Annotated in this window: 14 protein-coding genes; 9 read left to right on the top strand and 5 right to left on the bottom strand. The window is 73.5% G+C overall.

Features of this window, described 5'->3' with window-relative positions; genetic code table 11:
• The first annotated feature begins 180 nt into the window (after positions 1-180).
• Together ACL02R_RS25005 and ACL02R_RS25000 are read left to right on the top strand one after the other, a co-directional pair.
• Positions 181-540: a histone-like nucleoid-structuring protein Lsr2 gene (locus ACL02R_RS25005; protein ID WP_412799221.1), complete on the top strand. Its 360-nt coding sequence runs from the start codon at positions 181-183 to the stop codon at positions 538-540.
• A 597-nt stretch (positions 541-1,137) separates the two neighbouring features.
• On the top strand, positions 1,138-3,660 hold the full coding sequence (locus ACL02R_RS25000; RefSeq protein ID WP_412799220.1) for an ATP-dependent Clp protease ATP-binding subunit: 2,523 nt from the start codon (positions 1,138-1,140) through the stop codon (positions 3,658-3,660).
• 72 nt (positions 3,661-3,732) lie between these two features.
• Here the strand turns inward: ACL02R_RS25000 and ACL02R_RS24995 are convergent, their stop codons facing one another.
• The gene (locus ACL02R_RS24995) at positions 3,733-4,410 is read right to left on the bottom strand and encodes a flavin reductase family protein (protein ID WP_412799219.1); all 678 of its coding nucleotides are present in this window, start codon (positions 4,408-4,410) and stop codon (positions 3,733-3,735) included.
• Between the two features lie 145 nt (positions 4,411-4,555).
• On the opposite strand from ACL02R_RS24995, the gene ACL02R_RS24990 reads away from it, so the two are divergent.
• The 4 genes from ACL02R_RS24990 (at position 4,556) to ACL02R_RS24975 (ending at position 6,962) form a co-directional block, all read left to right on the top strand.
• On the top strand, positions 4,556-4,804 hold the full coding sequence (locus tag ACL02R_RS24990; protein ID WP_412799218.1) for a hypothetical protein: 249 nt from the start codon (positions 4,556-4,558) through the stop codon (positions 4,802-4,804).
• Between the two features lie 69 nt (positions 4,805-4,873).
• Positions 4,874-5,464, top strand: coding sequence for a DNA-3-methyladenine glycosylase I (locus ACL02R_RS24985; RefSeq protein WP_412799217.1), 591 nt, complete (start codon positions 4,874-4,876; stop codon positions 5,462-5,464).
• 31 nt (positions 5,465-5,495) lie between these two features.
• Positions 5,496-5,987: a tetratricopeptide repeat protein gene (locus tag ACL02R_RS24980; RefSeq protein ID WP_362960738.1), complete on the top strand. Its 492-nt coding sequence runs from the start codon at positions 5,496-5,498 to the stop codon at positions 5,985-5,987.
• A 549-nt stretch (positions 5,988-6,536) separates the two neighbouring features.
• Positions 6,537-6,962 carry an ATP-binding protein gene (locus ACL02R_RS24975; RefSeq protein WP_412799216.1) on the top strand — a complete coding sequence of 142 codons (426 nt, stop codon included), beginning with the start codon at positions 6,537-6,539 and terminating at the stop codon, positions 6,960-6,962.
• Between the two features lie 16 nt (positions 6,963-6,978).
• Here ACL02R_RS24975 and ACL02R_RS24970 read toward each other — a convergent pair whose 3' ends face one another.
• The gene (locus ACL02R_RS24970; protein WP_412799215.1) at positions 6,979-7,344 is read right to left on the bottom strand and encodes a winged helix-turn-helix transcriptional regulator; all 366 of its coding nucleotides are present in this window, start codon (positions 7,342-7,344) and stop codon (positions 6,979-6,981) included.
• 118 nt (positions 7,345-7,462) lie between these two features.
• Here ACL02R_RS24970 and ACL02R_RS24965 point away from each other — a divergent pair, with 118 nt between their 5' ends.
• Entirely contained in the window at positions 7,463-8,104 is a 642-nt protein-coding gene (locus ACL02R_RS24965) for an NADPH-dependent F420 reductase (RefSeq protein ID WP_412799214.1), read from the top strand.
• 18 nt (positions 8,105-8,122) lie between these two features.
• On the opposite strand, the gene ACL02R_RS24960 is transcribed toward ACL02R_RS24965, so the two are convergent.
• The gene (locus ACL02R_RS24960; protein ID WP_412799213.1) at positions 8,123-9,055 is read right to left on the bottom strand and encodes an A/G-specific adenine glycosylase; all 933 of its coding nucleotides are present in this window, start codon (positions 9,053-9,055) and stop codon (positions 8,123-8,125) included.
• A gap of 190 nt (positions 9,056-9,245) precedes the next feature.
• Between ACL02R_RS24960 and ACL02R_RS24955 the strand changes: the two genes are divergently transcribed.
• Positions 9,246-10,013: a hypothetical protein gene (locus ACL02R_RS24955; RefSeq protein WP_412799212.1), complete on the top strand. Its 768-nt coding sequence runs from the start codon at positions 9,246-9,248 to the stop codon at positions 10,011-10,013.
• Positions 10,014-10,043: 30 nt separating this feature from the next.
• Entirely contained in the window at positions 10,044-10,475 is a 432-nt protein-coding gene (locus ACL02R_RS24950; RefSeq protein WP_412799211.1) for a GNAT family N-acetyltransferase, read from the top strand.
• Between the two features lie 260 nt (positions 10,476-10,735).
• Here ACL02R_RS24950 and disA read toward each other — a convergent pair whose 3' ends face one another.
• On the bottom strand, positions 10,736-11,860 hold the full coding sequence (gene disA, locus ACL02R_RS24945; protein ID WP_412799210.1) for a DNA integrity scanning diadenylate cyclase DisA: 1,125 nt from the start codon (positions 11,858-11,860) through the stop codon (positions 10,736-10,738).
• A gap of 42 nt (positions 11,861-11,902) precedes the next feature.
• Positions 11,903-13,312, bottom strand: coding sequence for a DNA repair protein RadA (radA, locus tag ACL02R_RS24940; protein ID WP_412799209.1), 1,410 nt, complete (start codon positions 13,310-13,312; stop codon positions 11,903-11,905).
• Positions 13,313-13,394: the final 82 nt, after the last annotated feature.

The raw sequence follows: 13,394 nt of genomic DNA, 5'->3' as shown, positions 1-13,394 counted from the left end.
ACAGGCCCGGCGGCTTATGTCCGAATCGTCCCAGCGTGTCTTATCGGGCTCCCGGTAATCCCGGGGCCGGGGTTTGTGTTTTCCCGGTCATGGCTGTTTGATGACATCCCAGTACTCGATTACATCCCGGTACGCAGACGATATTCTTCGGCGACGACGAAATGGAAGAGGAGCAGCCCGGTGGCACAGAAGGTTCAGGTCCTTCTCCTCGACGACCTCAGCGGTGGCGAGGCGGAGGAGACCGTCACGTTCGCGCTCGACGGCAAGACGTACGAGATCGATCTCAACGCGGAAAACGCCGACCGGCTCCGCAACGCGCTCGACCCCTATGTGAAGGCGGGGCGCCGCGCGGGCGGCGGCCGTGCGGCCCGTGGCCGCGGCCGCGCCGCCGCGAACGCGGGGGGCGCCGGCGGTGAGGACACCGCGAAGATCCGCGCGTGGGCCAAGGAGAACGGCTACGAGGTCAACGACCGGGGCCGTGTTCCCGCCAGTATCCGCGAGGCCTACCAGAAGGCCGGGGCCGAGAAGGCCGGAGTCTGACGGCCGCGGTTCCGAACGTCGCACCGAGCCGGTCCCCGCGGGGCCGGCGGCTCGCGTCCCTGTCCGGGGGGCCGCCCTCCCCGGGCGGCCCCCCGGGGCCGTTCCCGGGGCGGGAGTGCCCTGACGGGCCCCGGCGGGCGCATGCGGAAGAGTGACGTCCTGCCCCTGCCCCGGTCCCGCTGCGCGCACGTCCGGTCGCACAGGGTTTTCCCGTTCGCCTGTAGCGGATGTCCATGGCGCGTACGGCATGGAGTGTCAGCCTTGAAGGGTAGGCAGTTCTTTGAGAACGATGGGCCTGGACGAGGGGCCCTGAGGACGATGGACCCCAATGGATGAGGGGGCGGTGGGAACGGGTCCAGGTACGGACCCCCGGGTGCGTTCGCCGACGGCGTAGCTGTTCCGGGGCCCCATACCTGGCCTGCGGGAACATCGTCTCGCACCATCGGGTTGGAACTGATGTCGCCTGTTCGGGGCATGGCGCCGGGGGCAGGAGCAGACAGTTGGAATGAGCGGTCCCCCGTTGCGGGACTAAGCTGCGGAAGGACAGGGAGGGGACCGACCCCTTTACTGCCTGACCGCTCTGAGGAGCGATTAACGATGTTCGAGAGGTTCACCGACCGCGCGCGGCGGGTTGTCGTCCTGGCTCAGGAAGAAGCCCGGATGCTCAACCACAACTACATCGGCACCGAGCACATCCTTCTGGGCCTGATCCACGAGGGTGAGGGTGTCGCCGCTAAGGCCCTGGAGAGCCTCGGGATCTCGCTTGAGGCGGTCCGCCAGCAGGTGGAGGAGATCATCGGGCAGGGCCAGCAGGCGCCGTCCGGCCACATCCCCTTCACGCCCCGGGCCAAGAAGGTCCTGGAGCTCTCGCTCCGCGAGGCGCTCCAGCTCGGTCACAACTACATCGGCACCGAGCACATCCTGCTCGGCCTGATCCGCGAGGGCGAGGGCGTCGCCGCCCAGGTCCTCGTGAAGCTGGGCGCCGACCTGAACAGGGTGCGCCAGCAGGTCATCCAGCTGCTGTCCGGGTACTCCGGCGGCAAGGAGGCCGCGACCGCGGGCGCCCCGTCCGAGGGGACGCCGTCCACCTCGCTGGTGCTCGACCAGTTCGGCCGCAACCTGACGCAGGCGGCGCGCGAGTCCAAGCTCGACCCGGTCATCGGGCGCGAGAACGAGATCGAGCGCGTCATGCAGGTGCTCTCCCGGCGCACCAAGAACAACCCGGTGCTGATCGGTGAGCCCGGCGTCGGCAAGACCGCCGTCGTCGAGGGTCTGGCGCAGGCCATCGTCAAGGGCGAGGTGCCCGAGACCCTCAAGGACAAGCACCTCTACACCCTGGACCTGGGCGCGCTGGTCGCCGGCTCGCGCTACCGCGGTGACTTCGAGGAGCGCCTGAAGAAGGTGCTCAAGGAGATCCGCACGCGCGGCGACATCATCCTGTTCATCGACGAGCTGCACACCCTGGTGGGCGCGGGCGCGGCCGAGGGCGCGATCGACGCCGCCAGCATCCTCAAGCCGATGCTGGCCCGCGGCGAGCTCCAGACCATCGGCGCGACGACGCTGGACGAGTACCGCAAGTACCTGGAGAAGGACGCGGCTCTCGAACGCCGCTTCCAGCCGATCCAGGTCGCGGAGCCGTCCCTGCCGCACACGATCGAGATCCTGAAGGGCCTGCGCGACCGGTACGAGGCGCACCACCGCGTCTCCATCACCGACGCCGCGCTGGTGGCCGCCGCCCAGCTGGCCGACCGGTACATCTCGGACCGTTTCCTCCCGGACAAGGCCATCGACCTCATCGACGAGGCCGGGTCCCGGATGCGCATCCGCCGGATGACCGCGCCGCCGGACCTGCGCGAGTTCGACGAGAAGATTGCCGGCGTGCGCCGCGAGAAGGAGTCCGCGATCGACTCGCAGGACTTCGAGAAGGCCGCCTCGCTGCGCGACAACGAGAAGCAGCTGCTCGCGGCGAAGGCACAGCGCGAGAAGGAGTGGAAGTCCGGCGACATGGACGTCGTCGCGGAGGTGGACGAGGAGCTGATCGCCGAGGTCCTCGCCGCGTCCACGGGCATCCCGGTCTTCAAGCTGACCGAGGAGGAGTCCTCGCGCCTGCTGCGCATGGAGGACGAGCTGCACAAGCGCGTCATCGGCCAGGAGGACGCCATCAAGGCGCTCTCGCAGGCCATCAGGCGCACGCGTGCCGGCCTCAAGGACCCGAAGCGCCCCGGCGGCTCGTTCATCTTCGCCGGCCCCTCGGGTGTCGGTAAGACCGAGCTGTCGAAGACGCTGGCGGAGTTCCTCTTCGGCGACGAGGACGCGCTGATCTCCCTCGACATGTCGGAGTTCGGCGAGAAGCACACCGTCTCCCGCCTGTTCGGCTCCCCGCCCGGCTACGTCGGGTACGAGGAGGGCGGCCAGCTGACGGAGAAGGTGCGCCGCAAGCCGTTCTCGGTCGTGCTGTTCGACGAGGTCGAGAAGGCCCACCCGGACATCTTCAACTCGCTGCTCCAGATCCTGGAGGACGGCCGCCTGACCGACTCCCAGGGCCGGGTCGTGGACTTCAAGAACACCGTCATCATCATGACGACGAACCTGGGCACCCGCGACATCTCCAAGGGCTTCAACATGGGCTTCGCGGTGGCCGGCGACGTCGCCACCGGGTACGACCGGATGAAGGCCAAGGTCAACGACGAGCTGAAGCAGCACTTCCGCCCCGAGTTCCTGAACCGCGTCGACGACACCGTCGTCTTCCACCAGCTCACGCAGGACGACATCATCAAGATCGTGGATCTGATGGTCGCCCAGGTGGACGACCGGCTCAAGGACCGGGACATGGCCATCGAGCTGAGCACGGACGCCAAGCAGCTCCTCGCGAAGCGCGGCTACGACCCGGTGCTCGGCGCCAGGCCGCTGCGCCGGACGATCCAGCGGGACATCGAGGACATCCTGTCCGAGAAGATCCTGTTCGGCGAGCTGCGCCCCGGCCACATCGTGGTCGTGGACACCGAGGGCGAGGGGAACGACAAGGCGTTCACCTTCCGCGGCGAGGAGAAGTCCTCGCTGCCGGACGCCCCGCCGGTGGAGCAGGCGGCCGGTGGCGGCCCGAACCTGGCCAAGGAGTGACGGCTCCGGCCCGTACGTCCTGAACGGCGACCGCGCCCCCCCACGGCTCCGGCTGTGGGGGGCGCGGCCCGTTCAGAGGTACAGCTCCTCGTCGATCGTGGCCAGCGCGGACGGCCGCAGGCGCGGGCCGAGACCGTAGAACTGCTGGAAGCTCATGATCAGCGGCCGCCAGGCGTCCGGGTCGATCCGGTCGGCCGTCCCCGGCAGCCGGAGCGCGTCGGTCACATGGACGCGCGTCACCTCGGCCTCGAACGCGATCACCCCGCCGCGCGCCGCCGGGTCGTCCTCCGCCACCGGGTGCGCGGCGCGTACGACCGCCTCCATGTGGACCGGGCACTCCGTCACGCGCGGCGGCGCCACCGTCTCGGACGGCGTGGCGCCGAGGCCGGCGCGCCCGAACTTGTCCCGCACGTGCCGGTAGCCGCGCCGTGCCTTCGTGGGCGGCACGGGGTCGGCGGCCGTCGTCAGCGCCAGGCGGTCCACGGCGGACGCGAGGTCGTCCGACGGCAGGTTGAGGACGCACTCGCCGGTGCGCAGCAGGTTCCGGGCGGTCGCCGAGCGGGCGCCGATGCCGAGGACGGCCCGGCGGCCGAGCCAGAAGACGGACGAGAACGGTGCCAGGTTGGGCGTGCCGTCCTCGTTCCGCGTGGACAGGAGCACGACGGGCGTGCCGAAGTAGAGGATCGCCGGGTCGATCGGCCGGTGCGCGGCGTCCTGGGCGGGCGGTGCGGAGAGGGACGTTTCGTGCATGCGGCCCAGCATCCGGGCGGGCCCAGGGCCGGCGCTGGCGGATTACGGACGCCTCGTCCCCGATCGGCTCGCCCGGATCGCCGAGCGGCGGGAACCGGCCCACGATGGGGGGAGGAGCGCCCGGCGGAGGAGTGGGAGGTGCGGTGTGCGGCACACGATGCGCGCCGAGTACGTCGAGGAGACGCGCGGCGAGGACCGCGAGCCCGACGTGAAGACCTGGCACATGGTCCGCGGCGACGGGGACGCCACCACCGCCCTGTGCGGGCGCGAGCTGTCCGCCGGCGCGCGGACGCTGCCCGAGCGCGAGTGGGGGCACACGGACGAGCTGGAGTGCCACACGTGCGGGGCGCTGTACTTCCGCGAGGTGCCGTCGAGCGGGTCGGAGACCGGCTGAGCCGCGCGGTGCCGTCCGTGCGGGGTCGCCGGTGCGGAATTGTCAGTGCTCTCGGGCAGACTGCACGGCATGGACGAAACACTGGCGGCGGCGGGTGAGGACGGGCTGCTCCGCTGCCCTTGGGGGATCGCGCCGGACGACTACCGGGAGTACCACGACACGGAATGGGGGGTTCCGGTCAGGGGCGACCGGGCGCTGTTCGAACGGATGTCGCTCGAAGCGTTCCAGTCCGGCCTGTCCTGGCTGACGATCCTGCGCCGCCGGGACGGCTTCCGGGCGGCGTTCGCCGACTTCGACATGGGGCGGATCGCCGCGTTCACCGAGGAGGACGTCACCCGGCTGCTCCAGGACCCCGGCATCATCCGCAACCGGCAGAAGATCGAGGCGACGGTCTCCAACGCGCGGATCGCCGCCGGATGGGCCGACGGCGACCTGACGGAGCTGATCTGGTCGCACGCGCCCGACCCCGCCGAGCGTCCCGCGCCGCGCGGCAACGGCGACGTCCTGGCCATCACCCCCGAGTCCACCGCGCTGTCCGTGGCGCTGCGGAAACATGGCTTCCGTTTCGTCGGTCCGACCACCGCCCACGCCCTCATGCAGGCCTGCGGTCTGGTCAACGACCATCTGGCGGACTGCCACTTCCGGGGTATCGGCCGGTGACACTCCGTCGGAGAGCTGCGAGGATGCTGCGATGATCACGACCGACGATGACTGGGAGCGGCGTGTCGCACGGTTGTGGGACGAGTTCGACTCCCGGGACGAGGCCGCCTTCCGGGCGGCGATGAAGGAACTGGTCGCCGAACGGCCCCCCGAGGACCCCGCCGGGCTCTTCGAGCTGGCGTCCGCGCTGGACGCGACCGACCAGGAGTCCGAGGCCGCGCACCTCTACCGGCGCGCGCTGGCCGCGGGGCTGGCGGGGCCGCGGCGGCGGCAGGCCGTCATCCAGCTCGCGAGCACGCTGCGGAACCTCGGCCGGTCCGAGGAGAGTGTCTCCCTCCTGCGGGCCGAGCGCGCCGTCGCCTCGGACGACCTGGACGACGCGCTGGCGGCGTTCCTCGCCCTGTCCCTGACCGACGCGGGCCGGGAGCGCGAAGCGGTCTCCCTGCTGCTGGCCGCGCTCTCACGGCACCTGCCGCGCTACCGCCGCTCGGTGGAACGGTACGCGGGCGACCTGCTGGGTTAGGACGCGCGCCGCACCGGGGCGTGGTGCCGCACCGCGGCGCCCACCCCGTTCGCCGGCCACGGCCTGGCAGACCACCGGTTCCAGGTAGGCACGCACGGTGTCGCGGCGCGCCCGTTCCACCACCTCCCCGTTCCCGCCCGGCAGTGCGCGCGCCGCACCACGACATGCCGAGGCGCACCCGCCAGGCGGGCACCCCGCGCAGCGGCAGCGCGGCGGCGAAGGCCGTCTCCGTGGCCGGCGCGTCCATCATGTGCCAGGTGCCGATCAGCGGCGCGGGCCCGCCGGAGTACGGTGCGGCCGGTGACGGCCTCGGGGAGCGGGGGCTGCGTCGCGTTCATGGGCCGACGGCAGGCACGGCGCCGCCCGCGCCGGAAGTCCCGTCTGCCGCAAGCAGATCGCGCCGGGCGCACGACCCGGGGAACGAACGTTCCTCCCGAACTGCCTGGCTTCCGTGTGAAATTCACGTTTGGCCGCTCCTCCCTGATTGAGCCGCCGTGGAAAAGGAACCCGTAAGACATCGGACCCACCGAGCACGAGAGGAGCACGGCCATGTGCCTCGTCCCCGAACGCTCCGGGAACGCCGATTTCGCTCTGCGCTTCCCGGCCCACCCCGCCTGGGTGCGCAACGTGCGCCAGGCCATGCGGACCGCCCTCGACACGACGGTCCCCCGCAACGGCGAACTGATCGACACCGCCGTCCTGTTGACCTCCGAGGTGGTCAGCAACGCGGTCAAGGCCTCGCTGCACTGCCCCACCCCGCCGCCGGTGGACGTCCAGGTCTGCTGGTCCCAGGAGGGCAACCTCCAGGTCATCGTCCACGACCGCGCCCCCGGCACCCTCGACCCGCCGGACCGCGCCCCCGCCGACGAGGACGAACACGGCCGCGGCCTGCTCCTGCTGACGCGCTGCGCCCGCCGCTGGGAGGTGTGCAGCCACACGCCGGGCCAGGGCAAGACGGTGTCGTTCCAGCTGTGACGGGCAGCGCCCGCGCTCAGCCCTCGCGCCGGAGCCGCCCCCCGCGCGCCCGCTCCCGCGCCGCCACCACCGCGTCGCCGTGCTCGGCCGCCCAGTCGCCGACCGCCTCCAGCGGGCCGAGCAGCGTGCGGCCCAGCGCCGTCAGCTCGTACTCGACGCGGGGCGGCGCCTCGCGGTAGCGCCGGTGCGTCACCAGGCCGTGCGCCTCAAGACGGCGCAGCGTCTCGTTCAGCACCTTGGGGCTGATGCCCCCGACGCGGCGCCGCAGCGCGTACGGGCGGCAGGGGCCGTCGCGCAGGGCCCACAGCAGCACGCCGTTCCAGGTGTTCGCCAGCAGGTCGAAGCCGACCCGGGCGCGGCAGTCGGCGATGAAGTCCGGCACGGTCCGTCCCTCCTGTCCGTCGGACACCGAACGGTGCCCATCGGATTCTCTACCGTCGGTCCCGGCGGGCCGTGCGACGGCCGCCCGCCCACCCACCGTGCGAGAAGAGGAACACCCCATGCGCATCGGCATACTCGGCTCCGGCGGACTCGGCACCGCCCTCGCCGCCCGCTGGACCGCCGCCGGACACGACGTGCTGACCAGCGGACGCGATCCCGGGCGTACGGGCCGCGGCTTCGCCGACGCGGCGGCGCACGGCACAGACGCCGTCCTGGTCGCCGTCCCCGACCACGCCGCCCTCGGCGTCCTCGCCACGATCGGCGCGGGCGACGGCGCGCTGGCCGGACGCACCGTCGTCGACTGCACGGTCCCGCTCGTCCCCGGCACGCTCACGCTGTCCACGGCGGGCGGCCCCTCGATGGCGGAACGGATCGCCGCCGCCGCACCGGGCGCCCACGTCGTCAAGGCCTTCACGTTCGCCCCCGCCGCCGTGTGGGCGGCCGCGGAACCGCCGGTCTTCGACGGCGCGCCACTCGGCGTCCCGCTGTCCGGCGACGACCCGGGGGCGCTGGCGGCCGCCGGGCGGCTCGTCACCGACCTCGGCGCCACCCCGGTCGCGGGCGGCGGACTCGACCGCGCCGGGCTCGCCGAGGCGGCGTCCGCGTATCTGATCGGGCTGTGGGCGGGCGGCGCCGACGCCAGGACCGTCCTGCCCCGCGTGGGCCGGGACACCGCCCGGCCCACGCTCGGCCGCCGCTGAGGAACCGGGCGCGGGGCCTCAGTCGGCGCCCGGCAGCCGGTAGCGCCCGTCCGGCAGACGCTCGACGAGGCCGTCCGACAGCAGCCCGGCCAGGGCGCGGTTGCGCTGCTCCGGCTCGTGCCACACCCGGTCGAGCAGCGGCCTGGGGACGGGCCCGACCGCCTCCCGCAGCACCGCGAGCAGCTTCCCGCGTACCTGCCGGTCGGTGCCCGCGTACGTCTGGGTGCGCCGTGGCGGGCCCTCGTGCGCGGGGGAACCGGCCGTACGCCACGCGCACAGGTCCGCGATCGGGCAGCGGCCGCACTCGGGGGCGCGGGCGGTGCACAGCAGGGCGCCCAGCTCCATCGTCGCGGCGGCCCAGCGGGCGGCCGTCGCGGCCTCCTCGGGCAGCAGCATGCGGGCGAGCTTGCGTTCGGCGGCCGTCGTGGCGTTCGGCGGGTACTGCGTGCCGGTGACGGCCCGCGCGAAGACCCGCCGCACGTTCGTGTCGAGCACGGCGTGCCGCTGGCCGTAGGCGAACGAGGCGACGGCGGCGGCGGTGTACTCGCCGACGCCGGGCAGCGCGAGGAGCTGGTGGTGGTCGGTGGGCACCTCGCCGCCGTGCCGTTCCGCTATGGCGGCGGCGGCGCTGTGCAGCCGCAGGGCACGGCGCGGGTAGCCGAGCCGGCCCCAGGCGCGTACCGCCTCGCCGGGGGCCTCGGCCGCCAGGTCGGCGGGGCGCGGCCAGCGTTTCAGCCATTCCTCATAGACCGGCAGCACGCGGCTGACGGGCGTCTGCTGGAGCATGAACTCGCTGACCATGACCCCCCAGGCGCCCGCCTCGGGGCGGCGCCAGGGCAGGTCGCGGGCGTGGTTGTCGAACCAGTCGATGACCGGGGAGTGCAGGGCCGTGTGGCCGGAGCCGGCCGTCGTCGCTGTCGTCGTCGCTGTCGTCGCTGTCGTCGCAGTCATGGCAAGGCGATCCTGGCATGCCGGGGGCACGGCACAAAGCGGCCCGCGCCGCGCGTCTCGGTGCAGCCCGGAGGCGAGGGTGGGGCGATCGGGCGTGACCGATGTCTCGTAAGGTTTCCGCGTGGGATCTCTGCGCACTCCGGTCGGGCCTCTGCCGTCCTCCATCTACTGGCGGCGCAGGGCAGTTGTCATGTTGCTCGTCGCCGTCGTCGCCCTGCTGGTGCTGTGGGCGCTGCGGCCGTGGGGCGGCGGCGGGGGTCCTGAGGCCGCCGGAGACGGCGACGGGCCCGCCGAGTCCATCACGCCGGGGCCCACGCCGTCCGAGTCGCTGATCGACGAGCGGCCCGGCGGCCGTGACGAGGCGTCGGGCGGCACGGACGGCACGGACGGCACGGACGGCGGGCCGGACGCCGGGAACGCGGACGGCGGCGCGGGCTCGTCGGACGGTGACGCGGCGAACGGCGAGGACGGCGGGGGCGGCGACGGCGGCTCCCCGGACGGCGGCACGGGCGGCGGCGGCGACGGCGACGGGCAGGGCGACATCACCGCCGCCGGGCTCCCGGCCTGCCGCCCCGCGGACGTCACGCTCTCGCTGCGCAGCGACGCCAACGAGTACCCCCAGGGCCGGCACCCCGTGCTGCGCCTCAGCGTCCACAACGACGGCGACGCCCCCTGCCGCGTCGACTTCGGCGTCCAGGCGCTGACCGTCACCCTCGCCGACGTGGACGACGAGCGGATCTGGTCGTCCGCCGAGTGCCCGGACAACGAGGGCGCGATCCCGGTGGGCGTCACGGCCGGCGGCACCAGCTCCCACACCCTGGCCTGGGACCGGCGGGCGTCCGTCACCGACTGCGACGCGGGCCCCGGCCCGGCCGCCGCGCCCGGCACGTACCTCGCCGAGGCCGAACTGGCCGGCTTCCCCGTCGCACAGACGTCGTTCCGCCTCGACGAGGACTGAGCGGGCGTGCGGGAGGGAAGCGGTAGGGACGTGCTCCGCTACACCGACGACATGACCGAGGTCGCCGAGGACATGCTCGCCGGCTTCTTCCAGGGGTGGCCGCGCGCCGCCTCCCCGGCCCAGCACCTGGCGGTGCTGCGCGGCAGCTACCGGGCGGTGGTCGCCGTCGACCGGGCGGCGGGCCGCGTGGTCGGCTTCGTCACCATGATCAGCGACGGCGTGCTGACGGCCTCGATCCCGTGGCTCGAAGTGCTGCCCGCCTGGCAGGGGCGCGGCATCGGCACGGAGCTGATGCGGCGTGTGCTGGAGGGCAGCGAGCGGTTCTACTCGGTGGACCTGCTGTGCGACGCGCCTCTCCAGCCGTACTACGACCGGCTCGGCATGTCCCCGGTGCCCGGCATGACACTGCGGCACCCGGCGGCACTCCAGGGCGGCCCCAGGGAACGCCCCGGCAAGCCCTGACACCGGCCCCGGCGGGCGTCGCAGGGGAACCCGGCGCCCTGGGCGCACGGTCGGCGGGAGCTCCCTCACGCGCGCCCGCACAGCCCTCTTCCCGATGCCGTGCCGACGGACGGCGGCTCGGCGTCACCCGGCCGCCGTCGGCGCCGGGCACCGACCGGGCGGCGGATGACGGCCGGCGCGGCTCCGCCCGATGTCCTGGCGGGGCGGGTGACGACGCGTTCCGGGCGAACGCCGTGAGCGTCGGCGCGCACCCGTGCGCGTCAGACGTAGCGTTCCAGGATGGACGACTCCGCCAGGCGGGACAGGCCCTCGCGTACGGAGCGGGCGCGCGTCTCGCCGACGCCGTCCACCGCCTGGAGGTCGTCCACGCTCGCGGCCAGCAGCTTCTGGAGCGTCCCGAAGTGGTCCACCAGCCGGTCGATCACCAGGCCGGGGAGCCGGGGGATCTTCGCCAGCAGCCGGAAGCCGCGCGGCGAGACCGCCGCGTCCAGCGCCTCCGGCGCCGAGCCCGCGCCCAGCACGCGGCCGACCGCCGCCAGCTCCAGCAGCTCGACGCGGTCGAGCGAGTCCAGCTCGGCCAGCGCCGTGCCGACCTTCCTGGACCGCTTGCCGCCCCCGTCGGGGAGGTAGTCGCGGACGAGCAGCTGCCGTTCCGGCTCGACGCCCGCGATCAGCTCGTCCAGCTGGAGCGACAGCAGCCTGCCGTCCGTGCCCAGTTCCACGACGTACTCGGCGATCTCGGCCGCGATCCGGCGGACCATCTCCAGGCGCTGCGCGACCGCCGCGACGTCGCGGACCGTCACCAGGTCCTCGATCTCCAGCGCGGACAGGGTGCCCGTCACCTCGTCGAGCCGCAGCTTGTACCGCTCCAGCGTGGCGAGCGCCTGGTTGGCCCGGGACAGGATCGCGCCCGAGTCCTCCAGCACGCGGCGCTGGCCGTCCAGGTAGAGCGCCACCAGCCGCATCGACTGGCTGACCGAGACGACGGGGAAGCCCGTCTGGATGGACACCCGCTGCGCCGTGCGGTGCCGCGTGCCCGTCTCCTCCGTGGGGATGCTCGGGTCGGGCACCAGCTGCACGCCCGCCCGCACGATGCGGGAGATGTCCCGGTCCACGACGACCGCGCCGTCCAGCTTGCACAGCTCGCGCAGCCGCGTCGCCGTGAACTCGACGTCCAGCACGAAGCCGCCCGTACACAGGGACTCGACCGTGCGGTCGATGCCCAGCACGATCAGCCCGCCCGTGTTGCCCCGCAGGATGCGCTCCAGACCGTCCCGCAGCGGGGTGCCGGGCGCCACCGCGCTCAGCGCCGCGCGCAACGGGGTGTCACCCCCGGGGGCACCACCCGGCCTGCCGGTGCTCGCCGGCCGGTCGCTGGCTGCCATGCGTTCCTCCGGGGGACGAATCTGCGCTTAGTGCGCACGAGTCTACCGGCGCGCCTCCTCGCGCCCGCCGGACTCCGCCCTCCGCCGCTCCCTGCCGCCGGGCAGTACGCGCAGGGCCTCCCCTATGTCGGCGACCTCCAGGACCCGCATCCCCGGCGGCCGTTCCCCCGAGTCCGCCGGGACCAGCGCGTGCGTGAAACCGAGCCGCGACGCCTCCGCCAGCCGCCGCTGCACGCCCGTCACCCGCCGCACCTCGCCCGCGAGCCCCACCTCGCCGATCGCCACCAGGTTCTTCGGCAGCGGGGTGTCGCTCGCCGCGCTGGCCAGCGCCAGCGCCACCGCCAGGTCGGCGGCGGGCTCCGACAGGCGGACGCCGCCGACCGTCGCCGTGTAGATGTCGTTCTTCCCCAGCGCCGAGATCTGCCCCCGCTGCTCCAGCACCGCCAGCATCATCGACACCCGGGACGTCTCCAGACCCGACGTCGTACGGCGCGGTGACGGGATCTGGCTGGCCACGGTCAGCGACTGCACCTCGGCGACCAGCGGGCGGCGCCCCTCAAGCGTCACGGTCAGGCACGTGCCGGGGACCGGCTCGTCGCGCCGCGTCAGGAAGAGCCCCGACGGGTCGGCGAGCGAGGTGATGCCCCTGTCGTGCAGCTCGAAGCAGCCGACCTCGTCGGTCGCGCCGTACCGGTTCTTCACGCCGCGCACCAGCCGCAGCCGCGCGTGCCGGTCACCCTCGAAGTTCAGCACCACGTCCACCAGGTGCTCCAGCAGCCGCGGGCCCGCGATCGCGCCGTCCTTCGTGACGTGCCCGACGAGCAGCGTGGACATGCCGCGCTCCTTCGACGCCCGGATCACCGCCCCCGCCACCTCGCGCACCTGCGCCATGCCGCCGGGAGCCCCGTCCACCTCCGCCGAGGCGATGGTCTGCACCGAGTCGAGGATCAGCAGCCCCGGCTTCACCGCGTCCAACTGCCCGAGGACCGAGCCGAGGTCCGTCTCGGCCGCGAGGTAGAGGTGGTCGTGCAGCGCCCCGATGCGGTCCGCCCGCATCCGCACCTGGCCGGCCGACTCCTCGCCCGTCACATACAGCGTCCGGTGGTCCGCCGACGCCGCCTTGGCCGCCACGTCCAGCAGCAGCGTGGACTTCCCCACGCCCGGCTCGCCCGCGAGCAGCACCACCGCCCCCGGCACGAGACCGCCGCCGAGCACCCGGTCCAGCTCGGGCACCCCCGTGCTGCGCGCCGCCATCTGGAGGCCGCTCACCTGGCCGATCGGCACGGCGGGCGTGGCCACGCGGGTCACGGCGGCCGTCCGCACGGCCGGTGCCGCGCCGACCTCCTCGACCGTGCCCCACGCGTGGCACTCGGGGCAGCGGCCGAGCCACTTCGCGGTGGACCAGCCGCATTCCGTGCACCGGTAGGCGGGACGATCAGCTTTACGAGCCATGACCGGAACGCTACAGCCGCCCACTGACAGCCCCGCCGTCCGTACCGGCCCAGGCAGTCACCCGTTTGAGGGAACCTCCCCG

This window comes from Streptomyces sp. MS19, from assembly GCF_047200595.1.
Classification (GTDB): domain Bacteria; phylum Actinomycetota; class Actinomycetes; order Streptomycetales; family Streptomycetaceae; genus Streptomyces.
The sequence above is the reverse complement of the archived record's forward strand: the minus strand, read 5'-3'. Positions and strand labels throughout refer to the sequence as shown.

Bases quoted from the DNA above. Each gene is read 5' to 3' on its own strand.
- ACL02R_RS25000 (WP_412799220.1), top strand. From the start codon at position 1,138: ATGTTCGAGAGGTTCACCGACCGCGCGCGGCGGGTTGTCGTCCTGGCT.
- ACL02R_RS24995 (WP_412799219.1), bottom strand. From the start codon at position 4,410: ATGCACGAAACGTCCCTCTCCGCACCGCCCGCCCAGGACGCCGCGCAC.
- ACL02R_RS24985 (WP_412799217.1), top strand. From the start codon at position 4,874: ATGGACGAAACACTGGCGGCGGCGGGTGAGGACGGGCTGCTCCGCTGC.
- ACL02R_RS24980 (WP_362960738.1), top strand. From the start codon at position 5,496: ATGATCACGACCGACGATGACTGGGAGCGGCGTGTCGCACGGTTGTGG.
- ACL02R_RS24975 (WP_412799216.1), top strand. From the start codon at position 6,537: ATGTGCCTCGTCCCCGAACGCTCCGGGAACGCCGATTTCGCTCTGCGC.
- ACL02R_RS24965 (WP_412799214.1), top strand. From the start codon at position 7,463: ATGCGCATCGGCATACTCGGCTCCGGCGGACTCGGCACCGCCCTCGCC.
- ACL02R_RS24960 (WP_412799213.1), bottom strand. From the start codon at position 9,055: ATGACTGCGACGACAGCGACGACAGCGACGACGACAGCGACGACGGCC.
- ACL02R_RS24955 (WP_412799212.1), top strand. From the start codon at position 9,246: ATGTTGCTCGTCGCCGTCGTCGCCCTGCTGGTGCTGTGGGCGCTGCGG.
- disA (WP_412799210.1), bottom strand. From the start codon at position 11,860: ATGGCAGCCAGCGACCGGCCGGCGAGCACCGGCAGGCCGGGTGGTGCC.
- radA (WP_412799209.1), bottom strand. From the start codon at position 13,312: ATGGCTCGTAAAGCTGATCGTCCCGCCTACCGGTGCACGGAATGCGGC.